General features: G+C 59.7%; 17 protein-coding genes and 2 pseudogenes. 7 read left to right on the forward strand and 12 right to left on the reverse strand.

Annotated elements, in window-relative coordinates; all coding sequences use genetic code 11:
• Positions 1–134 precede the first annotated feature (134 nt).
• The 7 genes and pseudogenes from AXW67_RS04460 to AXW67_RS41580 all read right to left on the reverse strand — a co-directional run bounded on the left by AXW67_RS04460 (position 135) and on the right by AXW67_RS41580 (position 10,158).
• Positions 135–1,562 carry an HlyD family type I secretion periplasmic adaptor subunit gene (locus tag AXW67_RS04460; RefSeq protein WP_063676857.1) on the reverse strand — a complete coding sequence of 476 codons (1,428 nt, stop codon included), beginning with the start codon at positions 1,560–1,562 and terminating at the stop codon, positions 135–137.
• Complete coding sequence (locus tag AXW67_RS04465; protein ID WP_051311434.1) at positions 1,549–3,699, reverse strand: type I secretion system permease/ATPase; 2,151 nt, start codon at positions 3,697–3,699, stop codon at positions 1,549–1,551. Before AXW67_RS04465 ends, AXW67_RS04460 begins: the two co-directional genes overlap by 14 nt.
• A gap of 303 nt (positions 3,700–4,002) precedes the next feature.
• Positions 4,003–4,317: pseudogene (locus AXW67_RS44975) on the reverse strand (cysteine peptidase family C39 domain-containing protein); the annotation flags it as partial.
• 668 nt (positions 4,318–4,985) lie between these two features.
• Positions 4,986–7,520: a right-handed parallel beta-helix repeat-containing protein gene (locus tag AXW67_RS04470; RefSeq protein ID WP_082907758.1), complete on the reverse strand. Its 2,535-nt coding sequence runs from the start codon at positions 7,518–7,520 to the stop codon at positions 4,986–4,988.
• Between the two features lie 685 nt (positions 7,521–8,205).
• A pseudogene (locus AXW67_RS41575) lies at positions 8,206–8,316 on the reverse strand (IS481 family transposase); the annotation flags it as partial.
• 153 nt (positions 8,317–8,469) lie between these two features.
• The gene (locus AXW67_RS04475) at positions 8,470–9,777 is read right to left on the reverse strand and encodes an O-antigen ligase family protein (protein ID WP_063676859.1); all 1,308 of its coding nucleotides are present in this window, start codon (positions 9,775–9,777) and stop codon (positions 8,470–8,472) included.
• A 102-nt stretch (positions 9,778–9,879) separates the two neighbouring features.
• Positions 9,880–10,158, reverse strand: coding sequence for a hypothetical protein (locus AXW67_RS41580; protein ID WP_145927412.1), 279 nt, complete (start codon positions 10,156–10,158; stop codon positions 9,880–9,882).
• A 124-nt stretch (positions 10,159–10,282) separates the two neighbouring features.
• On the opposite strand from AXW67_RS41580, the gene AXW67_RS04480 reads away from it, so the two are divergent.
• The 6 genes from AXW67_RS04480 (at position 10,283) to AXW67_RS04505 (ending at position 17,757) form a co-directional block, all read left to right on the forward strand.
• Positions 10,283–11,194 carry a glycosyltransferase family 2 protein gene (locus AXW67_RS04480; protein WP_063676860.1) on the forward strand — a complete coding sequence of 304 codons (912 nt, stop codon included), beginning with the start codon at positions 10,283–10,285 and terminating at the stop codon, positions 11,192–11,194.
• A 234-nt stretch (positions 11,195–11,428) separates the two neighbouring features.
• Positions 11,429–12,415 (forward strand): NAD-dependent epimerase/dehydratase family protein, encoded by a 987-nt coding sequence (locus tag AXW67_RS04485; RefSeq protein WP_027557023.1) that lies wholly within the window; start codon positions 11,429–11,431, stop codon positions 12,413–12,415.
• A 359-nt stretch (positions 12,416–12,774) separates the two neighbouring features.
• Positions 12,775–13,854: a glycosyltransferase family 4 protein gene (locus AXW67_RS04490; RefSeq protein WP_051311407.1), complete on the forward strand. Its 1,080-nt coding sequence runs from the start codon at positions 12,775–12,777 to the stop codon at positions 13,852–13,854.
• Entirely contained in the window at positions 13,851–14,675 is an 825-nt protein-coding gene (locus tag AXW67_RS04495; protein ID WP_245315412.1) for a WecB/TagA/CpsF family glycosyltransferase, read from the forward strand. The genes AXW67_RS04490 and AXW67_RS04495 overlap by 4 nt, the downstream gene beginning before the upstream one ends.
• Before the next feature lie 99 nt (positions 14,676–14,774).
• Positions 14,775–16,052, forward strand: coding sequence for a glycosyltransferase family 4 protein (locus AXW67_RS04500; protein ID WP_082907760.1), 1,278 nt, complete (start codon positions 14,775–14,777; stop codon positions 16,050–16,052).
• Between the two features lie 79 nt (positions 16,053–16,131).
• Positions 16,132–17,757, forward strand: coding sequence for a hypothetical protein (locus tag AXW67_RS04505; protein ID WP_063676862.1), 1,626 nt, complete (start codon positions 16,132–16,134; stop codon positions 17,755–17,757).
• A 234-nt stretch (positions 17,758–17,991) separates the two neighbouring features.
• Here AXW67_RS04505 and AXW67_RS04510 read toward each other — a convergent pair whose 3' ends face one another.
• Entirely contained in the window at positions 17,992–19,491 is a 1,500-nt protein-coding gene (locus tag AXW67_RS04510) for a lipopolysaccharide biosynthesis protein (protein ID WP_063676863.1), read from the reverse strand.
• A 113-nt stretch (positions 19,492–19,604) separates the two neighbouring features.
• Here AXW67_RS04510 and AXW67_RS04515 point away from each other — a divergent pair, with 113 nt between their 5' ends.
• A complete protein-coding gene (locus tag AXW67_RS04515; RefSeq protein ID WP_063676864.1) occupies positions 19,605–20,558 on the forward strand; it encodes a CheR family methyltransferase in 954 nt (317 codons plus the stop codon).
• Between the two features lie 67 nt (positions 20,559–20,625).
• On the opposite strand, the gene AXW67_RS04520 is transcribed toward AXW67_RS04515, so the two are convergent.
• Genes AXW67_RS04520 through AXW67_RS04535 form a run of 4 tightly spaced genes read right to left on the reverse strand, consistent with a single transcriptional unit; the run spans position 20,626 to position 25,095 of the window.
• Positions 20,626–21,957, reverse strand: a complete 1,332-nt coding sequence (locus AXW67_RS04520; protein ID WP_063676865.1) for a UDP-glucose dehydrogenase family protein — start codon at positions 21,955–21,957, stop codon at positions 20,626–20,628.
• Complete coding sequence (locus AXW67_RS04525) at positions 21,954–23,084, reverse strand: NAD-dependent epimerase/dehydratase family protein (protein ID WP_063676866.1); 1,131 nt, start codon at positions 23,082–23,084, stop codon at positions 21,954–21,956. The genes AXW67_RS04520 and AXW67_RS04525 overlap by 4 nt, the downstream gene beginning before the upstream one ends.
• 24 nt (positions 23,085–23,108) lie before the next feature.
• Entirely contained in the window at positions 23,109–23,759 is a 651-nt protein-coding gene (locus tag AXW67_RS04530; RefSeq protein WP_063676867.1) for a PIG-L deacetylase family protein, read from the reverse strand.
• Positions 23,740–25,095 (reverse strand): protoporphyrinogen/coproporphyrinogen oxidase, encoded by a 1,356-nt coding sequence (locus AXW67_RS04535; RefSeq protein WP_082907761.1) that lies wholly within the window; start codon positions 25,093–25,095, stop codon positions 23,740–23,742. The genes AXW67_RS04530 and AXW67_RS04535 overlap by 20 nt, the downstream gene beginning before the upstream one ends.
• Positions 25,096–25,153: the final 58 nt, after the last annotated feature.

The raw sequence follows: 25,153 nt of genomic DNA on the forward strand, positions 1-25,153 counted from the left end.
ACGCTTGGCCTGTCCCGCGTTGGCGGCACCGAGCTCGCGGCGGCATCCGCCGCCGTAGGGCTTACCGGACCATCGGTCGCCGCCGCAAGCGGCCCGAGCGTGAGTTCGCTTTTCACGCTCGAGCCCCCCTCTTCCTATCGCTCACGCAGCGCTTCTTGCTTGTATCTCGCCAACGGCGAGAGCAGGTAGCTGAGGATCCTGCGCGCGCCGGTCTTGATCTCGACCGTCACGGCCATGCCGGGACCCAGCTTGACCAGCTTGTCCTCGACCTGCATGTGCGACCGATCGAGCGATATGCGCGCGGCATATTCCAGCTCCTGGCCCTTCGGCTCACTGCCGCCCTGGGCCGAGCCCGCCGTCCGGTCATTCGAGCCGCCCTGTGGACGGTCGCGCGTGATGGCGTCCGACGACACGCTGAGCACGTCGCCGTGGAGAAGCCCGTAGCGCGTGAAGTTGAAAGTATCGATCTTGATTTCCGCCTTCTGTCCGGGATGGACGAAGCCGATGTCGCGGTTGGAGAGCATGGCCTCGATCTCGAGCTGGCTCTCGCTTGGAACGACCACCGCGAGCGCCTGAGCCGGCGTCACCACACCTCCCACCGTATGGACGGCGAGCTGTTGCACGACGCCATCGACCGGCGCGGTTAGCTGCTGGAGTTTGGTGCGCCGCTCGGCCTTGATCACCTCCTGCTGAGCGCTCGCAGCCTTCTGCTCGGCTTTCGCCAGCAAGTCATAGGTTGCGCGCCGATACTCCGCAGCGGTCTTGTCCTTCGTTTCCTTCAGCAGGGCGATGGCCGCGTCGGCTTCTCGCAGCCGGCTCTGTTGCAGGAGAAGATCCTGCTGCAGCCCGACGAGCTCCTGATACTCCTGGAGATAGACGACCTTCGAAGCCAAGGCCTTTTCGACGAGACCTTTGCGGATGTCGACGCGCTCCTGCAGCACCGGGATCGTCGCCTCGAGCTTCGCGACGCTTGCCGACGTCGTCGCCCGCTCCGCCTCCTTCTGGCCTTGCTGGCGCTCGATTTCGGCGAGCTTGGCATTCTGCTCGGCGCGCTGGCTGATCAGGAACTGACGATGCATCTCGACGTCTGCGGCGCTTGCGCTTTGCGGCGGCCGGAATGCGGCGAGCGGGTCCTGCGCGAGCGCAGCCCGCAGCCGCGCGACGTCGAGCTCGGCCGCAACGAGATCGCTCTTCTGGCGCTCCTGATCGGCTTCCGTCATGGTCGGGTCGAGCTCGATCAGGACGTCGCCGGACTTGACGCTCTGCCCATCGCGCACGTGGATGGCGCGCACAACGCCGGTCTCGAACGGCTGGATCAGCTTGGTGCGTCCGCCCGGCACGATCTTGCCGGTAGCGGTCGCGACGATATCGACGGTACCGAACGCCGCCCATACCAGCGCGATGCAGAACACCGCGATGATGCTCGCCGCGATCGCGCGTCCGACCGGCGACGGCGGCGATTCCGTGATTTCGAGCGCCGCCGGCAAGAACGCAATTTCCTGCTCGCGGCGACGAACCTCGGTTCGCGGAAATGCGATGATGTTTCGGCTAGCGGACGTCATGGATACCGGCCTGCAGATAATGAAGGTTTGCGTAACGCCCGTTCGAACGGATCAGCTCATCATGGCTGCCGTCCTCGACGATGCGGCCATGCTCGAGCGTGATGATCCGGTTCGCATTGCGCACGGTCGAGAGCCGATGCGCGATGACGAACACGGTCCGGCCGGCGGCAATTCGCCTCATGTTCTGCTGGATCGCGCGCTCGCTTTCGTAGTCGAGCGCGCTGGTTGCCTCGTCGAGGATGAGGATGCGCGGGTCGGTAATGAGTGCGCGCGCGATCGCAACGCGCTGGCGTTGCCCGCCGGACAGGCTGCTGCCGCGTTCGCCGACGACGGTGTCGTAGCCCTCGGGCAGCTCCAGGATGAAGTCGTGAGCGCCGGCGAGCGTGGCAGCCTCGATCACGCGCTCCATCGGCACGGCCGGGTCGGCTAGCGCGATGTTCTCGCGAATGGAGCGGTTGAACAGCACGTTCTCCTGCAGGACGACGCCGATCTGGCGTCGAAGCCAGGCCAGATCGACCATCGCGAGGTCGACGCCGTCGACCAGCACGCGGCCGCTTTCCGGCACATAGAGACGCTGGACCAGCTTGGTGATGGTGCTCTTGCCCGAGCCGGAGGAGCCCACGATGCCGACGACCTGACCGGGCTCGACGTTGAACGACACGTCGTGCAGCACCTCGGGGCCGTCGATGCGGTAGCGGAAGGTCGCATGCTCGAACGTGACCTGCCCGCGGATCGGCGGCAGGGCAGCCCGGCCGGGATTGAAGCTCGGCTCGGGAATGGTGTTGAGGATGTCGCCGAGGCGATCGATCGACAGGCGGGCCTGATGGAAATCCTGCCACATCTGCGCGAGTCGCAGCACCGGCATGCTCACGCGGGCGGCCAGCATGTTGAACGCGACCAGTTCGCCGACGGACAGGTCGCCGCCGATTACCAGCCTGGCGCCGAAGTAAAGCGTCGCGGCCACGACCAGCTTGTTGATCATCTGGACCGCCTGGCTCGCCGTGTTGTTCAGGCTGAGCACGCGGAAGCTAGCGCTCACGTAGGCGGCGAGCTGCTCCTCCCAGCGGAGCTGTATCTGCGGCTCGACCGCCATCGCCTTCAACGTCTCGACGCCAGTCACGCTCTCGACCAGGAAGGCTTGGTTCTCGGAGCCACGATTGAATTTTTCGTCGAGGCGTCGGCGAAACAGCGGCGCGGCTCCCGCGGAAATGCCGATGTAGAACGGGAACGACGCCATGACGATCAGCGTCAACGTCGTCGAATAATAGAACATCACCGCAAGGAAGACGAAGGTGAACAGGAAATCGATCACGAGCGTGAGCGCCGAGCTCGTTAGGAACTGGCGGATGTTTTCGAGCTCGCGGACGCGCGCAACCGAGTCGCCGACACGGCGTGCCTGGAAATAGGCGATAGGCAACGCCATCAAGTGACGGAACAGCCGGGCGCCGAGCTCGACGTCGATGCGGTTCGTCGTGTGCGCGAACAGATAGACACGCAGCGTGCCAAGAACGGTCTCGAACACGGTCAGCGCGACAAGGCCGATGACCAGAACGTCGAGCGTGCTCATGCTTCGATGTACGAGCACCTTGTCGATCACCACCTGGAAGAACAGCGGCGAGATGAGGGCAAAGATCTGGAGGAAGAACGAGGCGACCAGCACTTCGCCGAGAAGGCGGCGATATTTGTGAACTGCGCCGACAAACCAGCCGATATCGAAGCGCCGGGACAGATCCGTCAGGGCCGCGCGCCGGGTCATCAGGATGATGTCGCCATCCCAGATGGCCTCGAGCTCGGCCTGCGTCATAGTTTCGGGGCGGGGCGACAACGGACGCTGAACGAGGAGCGTGTCGTCGACGAACTTGCCGAGAATCAGGAATCCGCCATCGCGCAGCAGAGCGATGCCCGGCAGCGGAGTCACCGCGAGCCGGCTCCAGCTCGTCCTCTGTGCCCGCGCCTTGACCCCGAAATCCTTGGCACAGCGCAAAATTTCGGCAACGCCGACGCGCGCCGTGCCGATCCGGTGCCGGATCTGGCCCGGGTCGGCCGCAATGCCATGGCAACGCAGCAAGATGGCCACGGCAATGAGCCCGGCCTCATCGTGGCTCTCGGATTGCGCGAACGCTGCCTCGACCGGCATATCACTACGATCGGCGAAACTCGCAGGCATCAAAACGTCGCGGGCGCGCATCAAGGCGTCGCGAGCGCGCATCAGCGCATCGCCGGCACGCCTCGCCAGCTCACGCCCGTGGAGGGCTGCGACAAACGTATGAAGCGCGCGGGCGCGCATCAGCGCGTCCCTGGTACGTCCCGCCAGCTCACGCGCGTGGACAGCCAAGCCGGCAAACGCATGAAGCACCCGATTGGCGACATTCTGCGTTCCAGTCAGGATCAGACGGCCATCCCAGATCTCTTCGAATTCCGCGCGCGTCATCACCTTCGGAGACGTCGAGGCCGGATGCAGCACCAACGCGCCGCGGTCGTCGACCTTTCCGAGCAGCAGAAATCCGCCGTCACGCAGCGATGCGATTCCGGGTAGCCCGATGCCCGCAAGTCGCTTCCAATGCGTAGTCCGCGAACGGACCTCGACTCCAAACTCGCGCGCGCAGCGAAGCAGCGCGGGGATACCGATCACACCGCCCTCGCATCGGTCGAGGAGCTGGTCGGGCCCGGCGTTCACGCCATGAAGGCGCAGGAAGAGAGCCAGGGCTCGAAGCCCCAGATCTGCGGCGTGGGCATTTCCGTTCTGGATCGCCATTTTTTACTCAACCCTTCGCGGCTACCCGGCCGCGTTTGATGTTCCTTATGCATTTCAAAACTGTTGGTACCGCACCCTGACACCGGGCTGCGGAAGCGGATCAGTGCTGAGGCCTGGTCAGGAACGGGTCCTGACACCAGATGGCGCCATTCGATACCGCCAGCACGATCTGAACGCATCGACCCGGCCGGAGTTACCGGCCAACGCACTTGTGGACACTCGACGAACTTCTTGGCAGGCCAAGTTGAAGACCGGGATTCCACTGCCGCGCATCGCGAAGGCGCGCGACATACCGCATGCTCGCAGCCTAGGACCACGAGCAGATTTCAAAGCATTGCAGCCTCGAACCGCGAGGGGATTTCAAAGCAGCGGGATTTTGGAAGCTGGCCCCCCAACTGCTGGGCCGGTGGTTAATAAGCAAAAATGGCGAAAAAACTTTCGAAATGTGATTTATGCACACGTATTCAGGCCCCATGTATTTTGCGCCGACACGAGCCGATTCGGCGGAAGACACGCACTCGATTTTTCTGTCGGATTAACGCGCGAAATTGATAATCGAATGTTTCGCGGCCATGGCCGCGTGCGATGTTGCTTCTCATGCATTTCCAAGACTGTCCAAGACTGATGGTGCCGCACCCAGGCGCCGAGCGCCTGGGTGCGGCAGTGGATCAGTGTTGAGGTCTGGTCAGGAGCGACGAGTTCTGTGCCCAGGTGTTGCCATTCGACACGGCTGCCACGATCTGACCGGGGTCGACCCGACCGGTGTTACCCGCCAGATACTGATTCAGCAGTGCGAAGCTCTGGCTTGCCAGGGACGAAGCAGTCGATCCGCTCGCATGCGAGGTATCCGCCGCCGTGATCGGCGACGCAGAGGTCGCGACGCCTCTGTTGGCGACCAAGTCCCTGATCTCGCTGAGCAGAGCAGACCCCTGGCTCGTGCCGGTCGTGGTGGTCCCGCCGCTCGCGACCGAGCTGCCATGGTGGTGGTGGTGCCAACATCCATGGCCATGGCCTGAGGCCCCTGTGTCCGTGCCGGTCGACGGCGTCCCAGTGGAGGTAGTCGACCCGCGAGGATCCGTCACGGTGATGGTCTGCGGCGAGGCCGTCGAGACCGCACCGGTGGTCGGATCCTTCGCGCTTGCCGTCAGCGTAAGCGTCGCAACCGGCTGACCTCCGCCCCTGTAGTTCGACGTCAGCGTCAGTCCGCCGTCGACTTGCGCGGCAGTCAAGGTGATGTCGCTGCCGTGGAACTTGGTGCCGTCGCTGGTGGTGATCGTCTCGTATCTCGGCAGCCCCTTGATGTTCAGGGTGACCTGATCGTTGGAATCAGTCGTTGTCACCGTTGTCCCAAGGTCGACATGACCGCCTCTCCCAGCCACCCAGAGCGAGTTATCCGCGACGGAGAGGACGGGCTTGGTCACGGACGGCGTCGATGGGGTGGTCGGCGTCGTCGGCGTCGATGACGGCGGATCAATCTGGAGGCCGGAGAACGTCTTCAGCGCGCCCGACAGGTTCGCTGCGAGACCGCCGGAGTCCTTGATGCTCGCCCCGTTCGGGAGATTGACCCCGGTGATGGCGAGCGCCGGAGTATTCGTGTCGGTCGACGCGACCGTGGTCTTGAAGGTGAGCGAGTTCGTGCCCGAGCCACCGACATAGGTCGCCTTTGCACCATCGTTGAGCGACAGCGTCGGCGTACCACTGACGGTCACGGCCTCGCTGAAGCCGAGCGTCAATGTGATGGTGTCGCCGGGTAGCTCGACTCCCGTTCCCGGTGAAGCGGAGGCCTGGGTCACCGTCGGCGCGACGTTGTCGGGGGTTGTCGGCGTCGTTGGGGTGGTCGGCGTCGTCGGGGTAGTCGGGGTCGTCGGCGTGCTCGACGAGTTCGAGATCTGGAGACCCGAGAACGTCTTCACCGCACCCGAGAGGTTCGCTGCGAGACCGCCGGAGTCCTTGATGCTCGCACCGGTCGGCAGATTGACCCCAGTGATGGCGAGCGCCGAAGTATTCGTGTCGGTCGACGCGACCGTGGTCTTGAAGGTGAGCGAGTTCGTGCCCGAGCCACTGACATAGGTCGCCTTTGCGCCATCGTTGAGCGACAGCGTCGGCGTACCCGTGACGGTCACGGCCTCGCTGAAGCCGAGCGTCATTGTGACGGTGTCACCGACGTGCTCCGTTCCCGTCCCCGGCGAAGCGGACGCCTGAGTCACCGTCGGCGCGACGTTGACGGGGGTGGTCGGGGTCGTCGGCGTGGTTGGGGTCGTCGGCGTCGAGGGTGCGCTGGGCGCGGTCGTGGAGTTGTTGCTTACCGTGTTGTTGTTGGACTGGTTTATGAAAATTGTCGAGTCGCTTGCCGCCTGAGTGTGCTGCGTGTTGTTTCCATAGACCGTGTTGCCGCTGATGACCGCGTTGTCCGTCTGGAATGACTCGATGCCGGGTCCACCGTTGTTGTAGACGGTATTGTTTTGGACAAGCATTTGTCCCGTATAGCCGGGGTTGGTGTCCAGAATGATCCCTTCGCCATCCGTGATCACGTTGCCGCCCTGGGTGGGCACCATTTGCGCGTTGTTATAGGAAGTGTTGCCGCTTATGACGAAATGGGGACCGGCATTGTTGTCCAGGTTCACCGAGGTAGAGACAGAGATGCCGCTATTGCCATAGTGCGACCAGTGCGCGTTGTCGTGCACGACGTTGTTCAGGATCTGCACATAGTCAGCTCCCTCAGTATAGATGCCGCCGCCCGATTGGTTGTAGACAGTGTTGTTTTCGATCGTGATGTTGTGGGGCAGCGAGGCGCTGCCGCCCGGAATGATGGCGATACCGTTTCCATTGAGGGCCGGGTCGCCGGTGCTCCCCCCCATCGCCTGGCTCAAATTGTAGTTGGCCGCACCGCCCCGCACAGTGAAGCCGTTAATGACGATATAGTTCGCCGAGACAACGATCCCATTCCAGGTGCCGGCGTTGTCGATGACTGGCGTCGCTCCAGGGGCAGCTTGGAAGGTGATAGGGGCACTCGCCGTGCCGCTGGTGGTAATCTCCAGCACTTTGCCGTTGTCCGTCCCCGTATAAGTACCGTTCATCACCAGGACGGTGTCACCGGGCTTCACCAGGTTTGCGGCTGCCTGCAAGGTAGCCAAAGGAGCATCCGCGGACGTGCCCGCGTTGCTAGCCTTACCAATTTCAGAGCTCACATAGTACGTCGTCATGCATTATCTCTCCCACACGGCGGACCCCAATTCGTCACCGAGCATCAACGCAGCACACCGATCACCGGCGTTTGAACTGCACCACCCACTCGATTTTGAATCAGCCGCTGAACTACCCCGTCACCCAATGCGGAATTCGCCGCGGGCGAAGACTTTTTTAAGACGGTTTGTGGACTCGAACAGGGAGCTTTTGAGTATCACCGCCTAAGTTGAGGCTGCGACCATATACCAACGGATAAATGTAAGGCCGATCGTTTAAACCAAAGAATATTTCTTACTGCAGTTGAATAACGCAGATTGCTCAAAGAACCAAAAATCGAAACATTTTCGCTTTTACCCACAAGCCACCGCACGATGAATTGCGCTCAACTTCGGGCCCGCGAAAATTCCCTTTGAGCACAACATCATCCGCTCGCAGACTAAAGGGCTTCGAACCGCAGCAGAATAAACGGTGGAAAATAACTCTCCGATTAAGGAGCGATGTCCCCGCACCTAAATTTACGACCCGCCCGCGATTATAATCGTGGCAGGCGCGATCAAAGCGATGGCCCCGGACTGGCAGCTTTTGGGCAAGTTAGTGAACTGAATGCCGTTATCGGCGACTACGACTCAATGTCGCAGGGAACGGCCTCGACGAACTGCTCGTGAAACACAGGTGCGGCCGCACCATTCGCCCTTTCAAGCGGCCCGGCAAGGCGACCTTCGATGTCCGATCGATCGCGACAAACAAATAGAGCTTGTCTTCCGCGGTTCGTGCCTCAGCAATGTCGATATGGAGAAAGCGGATTGGATATCGTCAGACACAATCATTCCTGGCTTGTCGCGACGTTCGACGATCACCGTCGGCTCGACGACGACGCACCGTCCGGAGATCGACGTATCCGGAGAGCCGTGCCCCTGCAAATACCGATGCAATGACGAACGTGTCAGGCGATGAAGTTAGGTTCCTCTACAGCCTGAGTTGGCGAGATAGCTGGCGCATTCCGCTGGGGTTAAGGCTGTGCGGATTCCCAGGTTTGGGAATCTCAAATCGACCCAACCTGGCTTCATCCCGCTCTAGCGACAGCTCTCTCTCACAGATGAATCCCATTATGAAGAACATGCTCGTCCAGATTTGCAGAGCTGCAAGAAGGACCTGCTCGCTGATCCCAATCAACAGAATTGCTATGAGAAGAAGCATCGACGTAAGTCCGAATTGTCGTGCTCGACCTTTCATGCACCTTACAGCCATGACGAGATTTCGCGCCCACAATAACAAGAAGAGAGATGACCCCACCGCCCCGACACCCAGCAAAAACTCCAACAGGCCGTTGTGAGCGTTGGGCACCTCCCAATTCACCGCTTCCGCGATTTGTCCGGCTGCGGGATTTCCCGGCACCCAAAATGCGGCATACCCCCAACCGAACAACGGCTTCTCGCCTATATTATCAATCGCGTACTGCCATATCTGAGTACGTCCCGTCAGCGTTGCATCCTTGCCGAGAATCTCCAAAATCAGATCGTCGTTCACCGCAAAGAAGAGGAGAACCAGAGCGCAGCCCATCGAGAGGCAGATTGTTCCGATCGACGCCCCTTTGAGATAAAGCCTTCCAAGGAAGTCGAGGCAGAAGAGTGCGGCGATGGCCACCAGCGACGTCGATGATTTGCTCAGAAAGGCAACCGTGGTGCATAAGGCGATGATGCAGATGTATCGAAGCCGCCTCCCCTTTCTGACCCGTAAGCAATGAAGTGCGCCAAGCACCCCTGCGGCCATGACCTGCCCGAGCACATTCTTCTGCGAGAATATTCCCTCGAAGTCTGGTTCTGTGTCATTGAACGCGGCCCCGGGGAATAAGACGAACTGCCAAAGGACCGAAGCGACTGCAGATAAGGCGCAGGTCCGGACGAGCAAGTCCATCAGCTCGTCACGGTCCGAAACTTGGACGAGCCCAATAGCGCCAACGACAACGAAAACATACGCTGTACCTTGAGTGAAGGTCAGGCTGGGCTTAACAGACCAGAGAGCTGACGCGAGCAGGAAGCCCGCTGCCAGCAGCGGAAGAAACTTATTGAACCGAGCCGCGCCTGTCTTGCGCATGCCCGACCAGAAAAGAAAAACGCTGACGAATACGCCGAGCAAGTTCACCGTCATGGTGATGTCATTCCCGGTACTTCCAGCCCCACGAGGCCCGTTCACAAGCTTGTCGATGACACCCAAGAAGCTCATGGTGTGCAGCACGTAGTAGATCGACGCAGCATGGACCACCTTGGTCATCATCGGCGAGCTAGCGCGATCTACTGTGCGAAATGCATCTCTGGATTGGCCCGCTTGAGCTACACTGCGATGCACCACGTCTAGATTCCTCTTCTTAGACTGGGCTCAATTGGTCCAAATATCCAAGAACGTCCGCACCGACCTACTCTGTACACGCAATGCCCCTTCCGATCTCTGCTCGACGTCACCCCATTCCACAGATTTCAGCGAGGCGACTTGGTCGATTAAATGACGCCCCTTGGCGGTGATCGCCGGACGAAACCAAGACAAGACACGAATATTCGTGGTTTTTAATAATAATCCGATATAACCACATGTAAATGGCGCCCCGGGATGCGGCGAGGCTGACACAGTATTAATGTTGCTATAAATTTTCTTGGCCACTTCCTGAACCTCCTAGAGAGAAATCGCGCCTCGATAATATCGCGGTTATATTATACCTCACCGGGAAGACCCTCGCTCCTTTTGAGGATTTGCTCAACGACCCAGACGTCTGGAGAACTTGTGGATGCCCTTGGTTTCCGTCGTGATCCCGACACTGCATCGGCCGGAAATGGTATTGCGCGCAATTCGTAGCGTGCTCAATCAAACGCACAGAGAGATCGAGGTTGTCGTGGTCGTTGATGGACCGGATGCGGCCACGGTCGCTGCCGTTCGGTCCTTGGAAGATCCGCGGCTGCAACTCATTGTCAACCCACGGTCGCTGACGGCGGCCGGGGCGCGCAATGCCGGCGCCGCTCGCGCGACAGGCGATTGGATTGCCTTCCTCGATGACGACGACGAGTGGCTGCCGAACAAACTGGAAAGGCAGATGGCATTCGTGCGCGAGACCACGCTTGTGAGCTGCCTTAGTCGGGTCGTGACCCCGCTTGCGACCTATGTCTGGCCGGGGACCGTTTATGACAATTCCCTCCCGCTCGACGAGTACCTTTTCGATCGCCGCTCATTGTTCATGGGATCGAGCTTCATTCAGACGTCCAGCTATCTGCTCCCCCGACGGCTATTTGATCGGATACGCTTCAACGTCGAAAGCCCTCATGACGATTGGGAATTCATATTGCGCCTGTCCAAGGAAACAGGCGCCAGAATAGAGACCGTCCCGGAGGTGCTGGTCACGCTGTATTTCGAAGAGGAGCGCTCCTCTCTTTCCAGCGCCGCAACGTGGTCGGCTTCTCTCAGGTGGATCGAAACCCTGCGCCCGCTCATTACCCCGCGTGCCTATAGCGGGTTCTGCCTCGGCGTCGTGGGATCTCGGGCAGCGAAGCAGGGAGCCTACGCGGCATTTTTTGACCTACTCCAAACGGCATTTCGGCGCGGCTCGCCGACATTATATCAAGTCACGTTTTACCTCCTGTTTTGGCTCGCGCCGCAAAGAGCTCGACGCCGTTTGCGTGCCTTGCTTCGGGGGCAGCCGGCCTGAACTGCGTTTGCTCTCGTCCACGAGATGGATGACCGATTTCGGCCTCCTCGCGCCTCCGGGCTCCAACGAAATTCGGGCCAACGCCCCAAGGCCCTCGCCCGCCCTTTGATTAAACCAAGGGCAAGAGCATTGATTAAAATCATTTAAATGCCCGGCATTAAATATTGACTTTAAATTTCTTCGTGCTTATTTTACGGGCGGATTGTCGATATAAATAATAATAGGACAGGATTAATGAAAAGCGCCCTGGTCTGCGGAGCCGGTGGATTCATCGGCGGCCATCTCGTGAAGCGTCTCAAGAAGGACGGATTTTGGGTTCGCGGGGTCGATCTGAAATTTCATGAGTTCTCCGAAACCCAAGCCGACGATTTCGTCATAGGCGACCTGCGGGATCAGGGATTTTGTCGCGCCGTCGTGGACCGCCGATTTGATGAAGTCTATCAACTCGCCGCCGACATGGGCGGCGCCGGCTATATTTTCACCGGCGAGCATGACGCCGACGTCATGCACAACTCAGTCACGATCAATTCGAGCGTACTAGACGCCTGCCACAAGCGCGGCGTCAGAAAGATCTTCTATTCGTCGTCGGCATGCATGTATCCGGCCTATAACCAGGAAGATCCGAAAAACCCGAAGTGCTCAGAGGACTCGGCTTATCCGGCCGCGCCTGACAGCGAGTACGGTTGGGAAAAGCTGTTCAGCGAACGTCTGTATCTGGCCTACCGGCGAAACTACGGTGTGCAGACCCACATCGCGCGCTATCATAATATCTTTGGACCGGAGGGCACGTGGATCGGAGGCCGCGAAAAGGCCCCGGCCGCGGTCTGTCGCAAAGTCGCCATGGCGCGCAACGGCGAGGATATCGAGGTGTGGGGCGACGGCGAGCAAACCCGCTCATTCCTTTACATCGACGAATGTATCGAGGGCACCGTGCGGCTGTTGCGCTCAAACTTCTCCGGCCCGGTCAACATTGGTTCGGAAGAAATGGTCACGATCAACCAGCTTGTCGACATGGTGGCGGATATCGCCGGCAAGCGGATTGGCAAGAACCACGTGCCCGGACCTCAGGGCGTGCGAGGTCGGAACTCCGACAACCGGCTGATCAGGGAGAATCTCGGCTGGGAGCCGAGCCGATCGCTCCGCGCGGGGCTGGAACCGACCTACCAGTGGATTGCCGCCCAAGCGGCGAGGAACGTCATGCCCAAAGCGCGGGTGGCATGAGGACGACGGCAGGTCTTTGAATTGGATTTTCCGAGTCGGATCGCTTCATCCACTGAAGCCCAAGCCGGAAATGACGTCAAACGACTGGCTGGTTTTCGAGGATCTCGCTCAAGACGCACCAAACTCAAGAACGCTTGGCTGGAATGGACTCCATCCATGAGTAGGCCAAATCTACCGCTGTGCAAGTGATGCAGCAGCTGCAACGGAGACGGACTGCACGAAACACGCCGAACAGGCGGGAGCAACTAGTGGATTGTGAATTGAACTGCGACGACGCTGTCACTCACGGGCTCCGGACGCGCACCGTTCTTATTGTTACTCCAGGCGGACTGGAGCATGGCGGTGGAATTGGCCGCCAGATGGGTTATTTCCTCCAAGCTTACCAAGAGACCGAACAAAGATTTCGTTACCAGGTCGTCGATTCACGTGGCCCGTGGTACCTCGGCTCGTCACCGCTGCACGTCGTCGGGTCCATTGCTTATCTTGGCCGCGCCATTCTTACGCTGTCTCGTGCCTGTCTTTCGTCGCCCTGCGTGGCACACGTCAACATCACAGGCCGCGGCAGCACCATTCGCAAGCTCATTCTCCTGACCATCTGCCGGCCACTTGGATTGCGCTACGTCCTGCATCTCCATGATTACGACTACGCTGCATATTACCGCAGCCGGGGGACCTTTGTTAAAAAGCTGATTGCAACGATGTTTCGCCGTGCAGCCGCAGTCATCGTACTTGGACGGCGAGACCTCGAAGTGATCTCCCAATTGTTCCAGCTGCGCAAGGACCGCATGACCGTCCTTCCCAACGCGGTACCGGATCCTCTCCCAGATCTCGATGGACGTCCGGCCCCTGGACAGCCGTGTCAGTTGCTCTTTCTCGGGCACCTCGGCTCTCGAAAGGGTGTGCCGGATTTGCTGAAGGCCCTCGCCAGCCCAGCCGTAAGGCACCTGCGCTGGCGAGCAACGCTCGCGGGGGACGGACCGATCGAGGAGTACCGCAACCTTGCGAAGGACCTCGGCATCCTGGGCTCGCTAAGCTTTCCGGGCTGGCTCGATCAGAGGCGCACGAGCGAATTGTGCGCCAATGCCGACGTCCTAGTTCTTCCCTCCTATGCCGAGGGGTTGGCGATGTCGGTGCTGGAGGGCCTGTCCCATGGCCTCGTCGTGATCACAACCCCGGTCGGCGCGCATTCTGAAGTGATCAAGCCCGAGGTGTCGGGGATACTCGTGCCTCCCGGAGACATAGCGGCGCTCGCCGAGACATTGGTCCGCGTGATCGAAGACGAAAGTCTTCGGATGCGGCTGGCGAGTGGCGCGCGCGCCCGTTTCCTCGAGAAATTCGACGTGCGTCACTACGCGGCTCGACTGGAGCAGCTTCACGCTGATCTGTTCGGGCCCCCACTTGACCGCCCGAAGCCGGTGGAGAAAGGGCTGATATCGTGAAACATCTGGCCGACCAACGAGAAAACAGCCAAATCCTGGCTGGCATTCCGAGCGAGATTCCCAGGGTGAACATTCTTGGAGTCGGCGTCACGCCGGTGAATCTTCCGCAAACCATCAACATACTGGAAAATTGGCAAGCCGAAGGACGCCGCGAATACGTCCTCTGCACTTGTGTTCACGGCATTATGGAAGCGCAGAGAGATCCCGAGATTCGAAGCGCTCTGAACCGGTCCGGTCTGACGACGGAGGATGGGATGCCTCTGGTCTGGTGGTGCCAACGCCGCGGCTATCCCAATGCGGGGCGCGTCTATGGACCCGACCTGCTTCTGGCGATGTGCGAAAGGGCGGCCCAGACTGGCCACCGACACTATTTTTACGGAGGAAGCCCTCGCGTCGTCGAGGCTATGGTCTCGCGCCTCGTAGCGCGCTTCCCGGGCCTGACCATCGCTGGCTACCGGTCCCCTCCGTTCCGGCCGCTCACGCCGGAAGAAGACGCCGCCGATATCCAGGCCATCAACGACGCCCGTCCCGACTACGTCTGGGTCGGGCTCGGAATGCCGAAGCAGGACAAATGGATCGTGAACCACGTCGGCAAAATTGAAGCCGCTGCGTTACTTGGCGTGGGGGCGGCGTTCGATTTCGCCGCGGGCGCGAAGCCTCAGGCGCCGCTATGGATGCAGCGTTCAGGTTTGGAGTGGCTCTTCCGTCTCATGACGGAGCCTCGGCGGCTCGCTCACCGCTACCTCGTCTACAACTCCATTTTTGTCGTCCGGGCGTTTCAACAGCTTGCCGGGTGGAAGTCCTACGCTCGAGATTGGTAAACCCTGCACGCTTCATCTCGGAAATAGATCTCCACCGCCGTCGGAAAACAATAGTGCCGACAACGATGTGTCGCATCGAGACGCACATGATGTAGCTACATGAAGCTATTGATTTCAGCCTATGCGTGCGCCCCCAATCGTGGTTCTGACCATGCTGTTGGCTGGAATTGGGCGACCGAAGCCCACAGGTTGGGCCACGAAATCTGGGCGTTTGTGTCCCCAGCACATCATGACTCGATCAAGCGCGCATGTGACGAGATGCCGGGCCTCGACGGTATCCATTGGGTCTTCCCTGAGGTTGAGGGATGGCCCCTCAAACAGGCGGTCGAACCCAAATGGGAGAGAACCTACAACGTGCTCTGGCAGCGCGCAGCCCTGCGTGACGCACGCGACCTGCACCAGCAAGTCGGTTTCGACGTCGTCCACCATCTCACATGGGCCGGCATTCGCGCGCCGACGTTCTTGGGGGCACTTGCAGCACCGCTCATTATAGGGCCAGTCGGAGGCGGGGAAACGTCTCCGCCCTCACTGCGGGACGAAATAGGCTTAAGGGGCAGGATACTCGAAGGAATACGAGATCTGTCCAATTCGACCATTGCGATGAACCCGCTGGTCCGGAGTGGTCTGGCTCGCGCTTCTGCTATTTTTGTTTCTACAGCCGACACCCAGAATCTGTTTAAGGGCGTCCTCCGCAACAAGGCGACGGTCTTCACGCAACTCGGCCTTCCAAATCTCCCCAGCGATCGCTTGCCGCGCTCCCCCTCAGGACCGCCGCGTTTACTCTACGCCGGTCGCCTGCTCTACTGGAAGGGCGTTCATATAGCCATCAGGGCTTTTGCCGAGGTGGTGAGGCAAATCCCCAATGCCCGCTTCACGATCGTAGGAAGCGGCCCGGAACGATCGAGGCTCGAAGACGATATAAGGCACAACAAACTTCTCGGCAGCGTGGAATTCATTCCGCAACTGCCACAGAATGCGTTGTTCGAGCTGTACAGAAATCACGACCTCTTCCTTTTTCCAAGCCTGCATGACAGCGGCGGCTTTGTAGTGCTCGAGGCAATGTCTCATGGCTTACCAGTCGTTTGCCTTGATCTAGGCGGTCCCAGAGACATGGTGACGCCGAGCTCCGGTGTCGTCGTAAAGCACAACGGTCAGAATAGCGCGCAGCTCGCCACAATGATGGCCAGGGAAATATGCCGGCTGCTTGCGTCGCCAGAGACACTCTCTGTCTTGTCTGCGGGCGCGGTCGCCCGCGCACAGGATTTCATCTTAGCAGAACGCATCAAGCGCTTTTATGATCGCGCCCTGGAATTCATGCCGCGCGGCGATCCGACCGTCGTGCGACAACTAGACCAGGTGCTATCGATTCATCAGTAGATCCTGCACGGTCGAGCCGGCGCGTTTGACCGGCTCGACAAGCGGAAAAAAGCCAGTGCGTGCTGTTGGGAACATTCGGATGATGAAGAAGTTCTTGTTGTTGGATTTCGCGCTCAGCCTATCGCTGCTTGCAGTAGCCGCGTATGCGCGGAATTCTCCCCCGGCCAACACTGTCGCCACATCACGACCGTTCACGCCCCTGCACCTCTATTATATTTCCCCGAGCGGTGACGATTCCAACAACGGCTTGACGCCGGCGACAGCCTGGGCGACGCCTAAGCACGCGGTTGCCTGCGGCGACGTGCTGATCGTCGCCGCTGGGAACTATGATCGTGGTCAGTTTGGTCGTGCGTCTTTTGGAAGTGATTACGGCAACTTCGGCCCGGTCTCGAACTGTCCGTCGACCACCGGCGGCATCGATGGCACAGGCGGCATCTATTTTGCGATTTTGCTCTGTGCAGGGCCCGATGTGATGAGTTGTCGGGTTGATGGTGGTTCCGGGCCGGCGTTTGATATCGGCCAAGGCAACTGGGCGGTTGAAGGATTTTGGGCAACGCAGAATACAGATGCTGAGCGCGCGTGCTTTGGTTCGCTGGGGACTGCCACAGGAACGACATGGCACCATGTGGCTTTCATCAACAACATCGCGAGCACTTGCGATCTTGCCGGATTTAGTACCGGCAACATCGGTATCGAAAATGCAGGGGTCGACCAGACGGCAATAGTCGGGGGAATCGTTTTCGACGGAGCAAATAGTCTTGGCCCCTACCAACTCTGTGGCAGCGCCCTCTCACTCATGCCAACAGGTAGCACGGACACCAGTGCCGGGACCCACGTTTATGTGTCGCAGAACTTCATTTATAGAAGCACCAATGCGACGGGTCCCACGGAATGCAGAGCCTCTGCTGATCCCCATCCGCACTCCGATGGCAACGCCATCATCTTCGACACCTTGGCGGCGAACTCTTATCCTGGTCAAGGTGTGGTCGCCAACAACGTGATGTGGGCCAACGGAAACGCGTGCTTCCAGGCGTTTCCGCAGACTGCCGCCGGCTGGACAGACCGGGCGCCGATCCATGTTTTCAACAACACTTGCTATAACAACAACCAGGATTCGCGGGCGCATTGTGCGGGCGAGTTGTATTTGCACGGCGTTTACCCGACTGAGGGTGGCATCTACAACGTCGCAAAGAATATCTTCCTCGCAACTGTAACTTCCTGTGGCCGCGGCGGTTACGGCCCTGTTGTCAGCGCGTGGGTGGAGAGCGCAAACAGCGCTACACTGACCAATTCAAATGTTTCGATTTCCGGGAACTACATCTGGAACAGCCATCCGCCGACGACGACTACGACGGGCGGCAGCAACACTATGGTCAATATCGGACGCTCTGAAGGGACCGCTTCGTGGATGTTCGGCACCAACACCTACGAAAACCCCGGTCTGACCAATCCTGGTAACCTGCCAACCGAGGCGCCTGATTGCGCAGGTTATGCGACGACAGTGTCGTGCATGAATGCAAAATACGACGTTTCCAATCTCATCAAGCCCACCATCGCCACGACGAGCGTGGGCTACCAGCCGCCAGGGACCTGCACGCAGGACCCCTACTATCCGACGTGGTTGAAGGGGGTCGTCCACTTGCATTGGGACGGCACGCACCTGACCGAAGTCGACGGGCTGATCACCAAACCCTGCGGGCTATGAAGACGATCTCTCCTTCTTGTAAGCCCGAATGACAATTTCGTTCTCGTCGCAAGGAACAGTGCTTTCTGGAGGGAGAGCGACATTGCTGACGTCGTCTTTCTCAGAACGAACATCGAAGGTCATGATCTCGCCGCGCTGCGGGGTGCGCGGAACGCATTTGCGCCGCTCACCTGCTCCGCTGCAATTCATACCGCAAGTCAGCTGAACCCTCTCGTGCCTCGCCTCGCCCCACCGCTATCGGCTCTTCAGCAGATCTTGCACGATTGAGCCGGCAACCTTGATCGGTTCAACCAGCCGAAACAGGCCCACGACTATGGCGAGGTAAAGGCAGGTGCAGACGCCGCCCAACAACAAGATGCGCACCAAGCTGGAACAATCACCAAGAGCCTCGGTGCGCAGCCACCAGCCTCCCGCCAAGGCCCCGATAGCACCGATCAGTTGCGGGCCCACCGCCCGGATTACGCGTTCAGCGCCAATGCCTATCGGGCGGCCGGCATAGATTATCGAAGGAAGGGCAATGAGCAAGCTTGTCACGGACATGGCGATGGCTACGCCCGTGGCACCAAAGGGCAGACCTGCGAGAACCGCCACGACCTGGACAGCCGCTGTGATAATGCCCCAGTTGCGCCAGCGGTCCGGCCTTCCAATCGAAACATGCAACCAGCCTTGCGAGCCCTCGACGACCTGGAAAATGCCGCGCAGGGCGATAATGCTCAGCAGCGAGCCGGCCATCCGCCACTTCTCTCCCAACAATATGACTGTCAGGTCTTCAGCGACCACGGACAGGATCGATGCCGCAGGCATGACGAAGAACGCCAATGCTGACAACGCCGCTTCGTATTTTTGCCGAAGAGCGGCCGGATCGGATTGAAGCTTGCTGAGGGTCGCGCTTGCGACCATGTGTAGCTGAATTAGTGCCGCGAAGATCGAGTTCTCATACAGCGCAATGGCGTTCTGATAATATCCAACCTGGTCAGGCCGGTAGAACAAGCCCAGCGCAATCCGGTCGACTGATTTGGCCATCGTATAAATGACCGAAAAACCTACCACGTGTTGGCCAAACCGGATCATCGGCCTCACGTCACTGTCAAAGGCCGGAAATCCAGGTCTCCATCGGCATACAAACCACGCCCCAACGGCAATACAGAACGTGCTTACGACCGGACGCAGCACCAGCGCCCAATAACCCGATCCGAAAATTGCGACAACGACGGCGACGACAATCCCCGCCAGCGTGCTGAGAATCTGTATGTTGGCGATCCTGCCGAACTGCATCGAACGTCGTAGGAGCGCCAAGTGCTGGTTTGAAGCCCCTCCCAGCACGAAAGTGATCGCAATACACAGCGTGATCGGCGCCAGCCGGGGCTCGCCATATATCCATGCAATCAACGGACTGCAGGCAGCCACTATCAATGCAACGGCCAACCCAATGCCGCTACTGAGCCAAAAAAGGCAGTTGACCTGTCCTCGCGTGATCTTGCTTCTTTGTACCGTGGCGTCTCCGAGACCGAAATCGATGAGCAGCGGCGCAAAGCTCGTCAGAACCGTGACGATCGCGACCAATCCAAAATCCTCCGGCGCCAGGAGCCGGGCCAGGATGACCGCGGAAACGATCTGGAGAGCACCATTTCCGTATTGCATCGCGACGGAGACGAAGCCACCGCGCAAGGCGCGGCGCCCCAGATCTTTCGAGTCACTGTGGTCCTCAAAATAACCCGCTACGCTGTCAACCATGCCGCTATTAATCGCCTTTCGCTCACCGGAAAAATAACTGTATAATACATTATCGAATTAATTCCTCTTCGAATAATTGATAGGTGAATTGGTTGCCAAGCAAGGAAGTTCTCATGAAAGTCAGTGAACCCGTCTATGACGCGTCTCAGTCGATCTTCGCGAGAGCGGCAAGATTGAGATTGTTTGGAAAGTCTCCTGCCAAGGTCTATTTGCGGCTCAACAAGCCGATCTGGGAAATCATTCCGCGCGGCCTCCAGAATTCCGATCCTGTTCACGCGTACGGAGCCTGGCTTCAGAGCCTGGTTCGGCTCAGCGCGACGCGAGAGCAGTATTTCGGAACGTTCTTTCTCCGGAACCGTCCAGCCCTGGAATTGATGCGCCGTATCGCCGACAAGAAGCCAAAGGGCGCACCCCTGAGAATTGTCGTGCTCGCGTGCAGTGCTGGCGCCGAGGTTTACTCGATCCTTTGGACAATTCGCTCGGCTCGACCCGACCTCAAGGTTTCCGTGCGCGCGGTGGACATTTCGCAGAAGATTCTGAACTTTGCTGAAAATGGCGTGTACGCGTCCGATACCACCGGACTGGTCGGCTCCTCGATCTTCGAGCGCCTGACCGCGCACGAAATGGAGCATATGTTCGACTGGAAAGGCGACGCGGCCAGTGTAAAGCCCTGGCTCCGAGAGGGGATTACGTGGCAGCTTGGCGATGCTTCTTCGCCCGAGCTGATCCGCGCTTTGGGACCTCAGGACATCGTGGTGGCCAACAATTTCCTTTGTCATATGGAGCCGCCGGCGGCAGAGAGCTGTCTGCGGAATATTGCGGGTCTGCTCGATCGTGGGGGATGCCTGTTTGTTTCCGGCGTTGATCTCGATGTTCGAGCAAAGGTCGCGCGAGAGCTTGGATGGCGGCCGATCCCAGAGTTGCTCGAGCAAATCCACGACGGAGATCCTTGCGTCCGAAACGACTGGCCCTGGAAGTGGTGGGGTCTTGAACCGCTAAATCGCAGCAAGCCCAATTGGCGTAGTCGATATGCGGCATTCTTTGAGGTCAACGACGGAAACGGCTAGAAGCCGAGGTCGATCTTCGACCCGCCAAACGCGATAGACCCCTCCCTTGATCCGAGGTCAAGCGCCACTAACGCCCGATGCCCTCGTAGTGCGCGAATGCCTCGGGATCGAGAACACGGCGCCCATCGACGACCAGAGGACGTCTGCCAAGCTCTTTCAGCAAGCCAGCGAGCTGTGAGAACTCCTTCCATCGCGTGACCAGAATAACGACCTGCGCGTTGGCGACCGCCTCGCGCAGCGATTCCGCCAGATCCACGTCCGTCAGATCCTCGTGTCCATTCGGGCGCGCGATAGGGTCATAGGCCGTCACACGCGCGCCTTCCATCTTGAGTTTGCGAATGATCGGAAAAGCCGGGGATTCGCGCACGTCATCCGTATCGGGCTTGAACGCGATTCCGAGTATGGTGACCGTCACATCCTGCAGCGATGCAAAATGGCGCCGGATCAGACGCATTATCTCGTCGATCTGTCCCTTGTTAACGTCGAGAACGCTCTGCAGAAGATTCAGCGTCAGGCCCATTTCGCGCCCCTGGCCTATCAATGCTGTAACGTCCTTGGGCAAGCAGCTCCCGCCGAACCCGCAGCCTGGCTCCAGGAAGCTGACAATGGGCGCCGTCACTCTCTCGCCGCCAATACGCGTTGTGAAATATCCGGCTTGATGCACGCCGCGCATCACGTCGGCTGCGTCCACATTGCCGACCGCCCTGCACAAGCGCGCAATCTCGTTCGAGAACGAGATCATGGTAGCCAGCACGGCGTTCGACGCGTACTTGATCATCTCCGCAGTCGTCGGACTGGTCACGATGCGCGGCACCGCTTTGTCGAAGCCGGAGTAGAGTTCGCGCAGGACATCATGCGTGCGGGCATCTATACCCCCGAGCACCAGCCGGTCCGGATAGGAGAAGTCAGAGACCGCGGTGCCCTCGGTCAGAAACTCCGGGTTCATGCCCAGTCCGAACCCCTGCCCCGCAATCTTGCCGGATGCTCGTTCGAGCGCTGCTCGCACAACACCCACCGTCGTTCCGGGTATGACCGTGCTTTTGACGATCACGGTGCTGTAGCCGGCCTTGCGCCGAAGCGCACCACCGATCTCGGAGGCTGCCGCCTCGACATAGGACAGATCGATCTTGCCGTCGGCGGCAGGCGTCCCCACCGCAATGAACGTCACGTCGGTCGCCGCTACCGCCGCGGCCAAATCCGTGGATGCCCGCAAGCGCCGGCCGACGTGGCGCTCCATGAGCTCCGACAAGCCCTTCTCGTGGATCGGCGACCGCGCCGAGTTGATCATCTCGACCTTGCCGGGATCGACATCCACGCAGGTCACGTCGTGCCCACACTCGGCGAGGCAAGCGCCCGTCACCAAACCCACATAGCCCGTGCCGATGATTGAAATCTTCATTGCGCGGCCGCATTCCGGTTGTGATTGTACCAGATCAACGATCGGTAGATGCCATCCTCGATCAGGACCTTGGGCGCGAAGCCGAGTTCATTGCGCGCCTTGTCGATGACGGGGCAACGGCGGTTCGGATTGTCGATCAAATAATCTGCTTCGTTGCTCTTGCCCAACACGACCTTGCCACGGTAGCCGCTGACTTCGGCAGCCGCCCTGACGATGAGCTCGGCCAGATTGGCGATCGAGATTTCCGGACGGTCGATGCCGATGTTATAGGGCTCGCCGGCACCGCCGCGCACCAGAACCTTGAAGTAGCCGGTGATCGCATCGGTCGCGTAGCAGAAGGTCCGCGTCGGGCTGCCGTCGGACAGCATGACGATGTCGCGCCCGGCGAAAATATCCTTCGCAAAGTCCGATATCACGCGTCCATCGGTAATCTTCAATCCAGGACCGTAGTTGTTGAACGGCCGCGCCATGCGCACCGGGATTTCCTCCTGCCTGGCGTAGACGACGCACATCGTCTCACCGAAGCGCTTGGTCTCGTCGTAGCAGGCCCGAGGGCCGGTGCAGGAGACGTGGCCCCGGTAGTCCTCGGGTGTCGGTATGGCCGCCGATACGGGGTCGCCGTAGATCTCGCTCGACGAATAGAACAGAAACCCGCGCAGCGGCTGGCCCCTGTCTCGCTCCGCCACGGCATAGTCCAGCAGGTTGCGCAAGCCGTTGACGTTCGCGTCGATGCACTTGAGCGGTTGGGCGCGATAGAAGATGGGTGAAGCGATGCCCGCAGCGTGGACGACATAATCGAAATGGCCGATATCCTTCGGCAGCGGTTCGATCATGTCATGGCGCCGCAATTCCAGGTCAGCGCGCCCGCGCAGGGCTTCGAGCCATTCGGGCACACCGCGCGCGTAATTGTCGTACACCGCGACATTGATCTTCCCGCCGGCCGCGCGCGTATCATTCCAGTGCAGAACGGATTGAACGAGGTAGTATCCGAGAAATCCGCCGCCGCCGGTCACCAGCAATCTTCCGCCGGACATGGCGCCGAACTCGGCGGCTAGATCCGCACAGATCGCATCCAGGTCTTCATCCAGGAGCTCCTGCAACCCAATCAACTGTCTGTGCTTGCGCATGTACGAAGATTCCATCATTTGAACCTAGAGAACGAGCTTTCGCGCGTGGAAAGCCTCGGCGTAGCGCGTTGGCGAGTTGCACTCGACACCGCGAAGGCGCATGTGACCGCGAAACAGGTCCGCGTCGAACCATTGGTGATTGATCTGTGAGGGAAAACTCTTCAGCAGGGTCGACACCTTCTTGTCGACCGTCGCCTCCGACAGCGGACAAAAAACTCCCGGGTGCGTCAGATCCCCTTCATATTTCGGAATCTCGTATTCCAGGATCGTGTGATTGCGGAAGGTGTTCCACGTCAGCTCCGAAATGACGCGATGATCCTGATGCCGGTCGGTGAGGTAGTGAGTCATGATAAGATCCGGTGCGCCCCACCTGCGCATGTCCTCGAACGCGTCCTTGACGTCGGCCACACAGGACGGGAAATAGCTGCCGCGAAACCTGTGCACATGCACAGTGAGATCGGCGCCCGCTGCGCCCAGCAGCGATTCGGCTGCTGCGCGCGTCTCGGGCTCGCGCACGTCATCTCCGGAGAAGAGCACCCAAACGAAACGCAATCGAGGATAGCGCTTATGCAGCTCGATCAGCGTCCCGCCGCATCCGATCTCAATGTCGTCGCAATGGGCGCCCAAGCAGAGGATCGTACCGTCCGCAGGGAGATCAGGCTTGAATCGCAGCATGGTCTTCGCCCAGAGAAAGCCGCCGGCTGGTTCTGGAAAGCGCCTTGTTGAGCGCTTTCTCGCCACTGACGAAGGATTGGTCGGTCCAAAGGTAGGCCCAATCCCCATAGCGGCCGCAATATGCGATGCCGATATCGTCGAGGAAGCCGTGAACCGCTGCCGTGCAGGACGTCGCCTCCAGATCGAAGATCACGTTGGCGTAGGGAATGTGCATGGCGCCGCGGTACAGGATGCGATCGTCCTCGCGCAATATACCGCACTGCCTGAGACCGGCGATGACCGGCTCGATGCAATCCTCGGGCCGCCGGTCGAGGGGCCTGTACTTCTTGGAGAAGTAGCACTCCGCCTGCAGGCTCCCGCATCCGGGAGGAACGTTGTGCGGAGATTGCAGATGCGGCGTGCTGAGACGGCTGAAGAAGATGTCGCGATCGTAGAAGTAGGTCCAGTGAGCGTCGATGAGGTCTTCCCGATCGATGCCGAGGTTGACGATGACGGCTTCGCTGCAGGCCAGCCGTTCGGCCGCCTCGAGAACGTCTCGCGGTACTCCCTCGATCATCGGTATCAGCTCAGGCAGCGGAATCGACGAAATCAGGGCGTCGTATGATGCCGCCGCGCCGTTCTTGAAGTGCAGCAGGCGTGCCTTCGGATCCATGCGAACGACCTTGTGACCGAGCTTGATGTCGGCCATTTTTTTGAACGGCTCGAGGTAGCTGACAAAGCCGCCGCGACTTGGATAGCGAAAGCCGCTGTTGTAGTTCACATTAGCCGTGCTCGGCTCCAGGGCGCCGCGAAACACTTCATCGAGCTTCGGGCGATACATTCGCGGGCCAATCCACTCCGTGCTCAGGTTGGACGCCGTCGTGGTGTGGTATTTCCACGTGTATTCCATCGGAAACGTTTCCGAAAACGTCTTGCCGTAGCTTGCGCGCAGCCAGTCCTCGTAGTTGCGAATTGGCGGCGTTTCGGTGCGCTGCGCCACTTCGACGAATTCCAGCATGATCTTGGTGACCAGGTCGGTCGGCAATCCGTACAGGTTGACCTGGGCCGGATGCTTGATCCAGTGCCCCCGCCAATAGTTGTTGATCCGCGTCGGCGTGCTTTCGTATTTGCCGCCGATATTGGCCGCGAGCAGATCCTTGATGCGGCCATCGTCGGTGAACGACACGTGCGGCCCTTCATCGAAGACCCAGCCGCCCGGAAACTCGTGCGACGCGGTATGGCCGCCGACGTAATCGTGCATGTCGTACATCACGGGGCGTGGTGCGCCGGCCGCCTGCGCGGCGTGCGCAGCACCGAAACCCGCCATTCCCGTACCCAGTATCGTGATACTCGTCATCGCCAGTTCATCCCTTGCGATTATTCGATGGACACGCCACCAATCCTGTCACCAAAGG

Source organism: Bradyrhizobium neotropicale (assembly GCF_001641695.1).
GTDB lineage: Bacteria > Pseudomonadota > Alphaproteobacteria > Rhizobiales > Xanthobacteraceae > Bradyrhizobium > Bradyrhizobium neotropicale.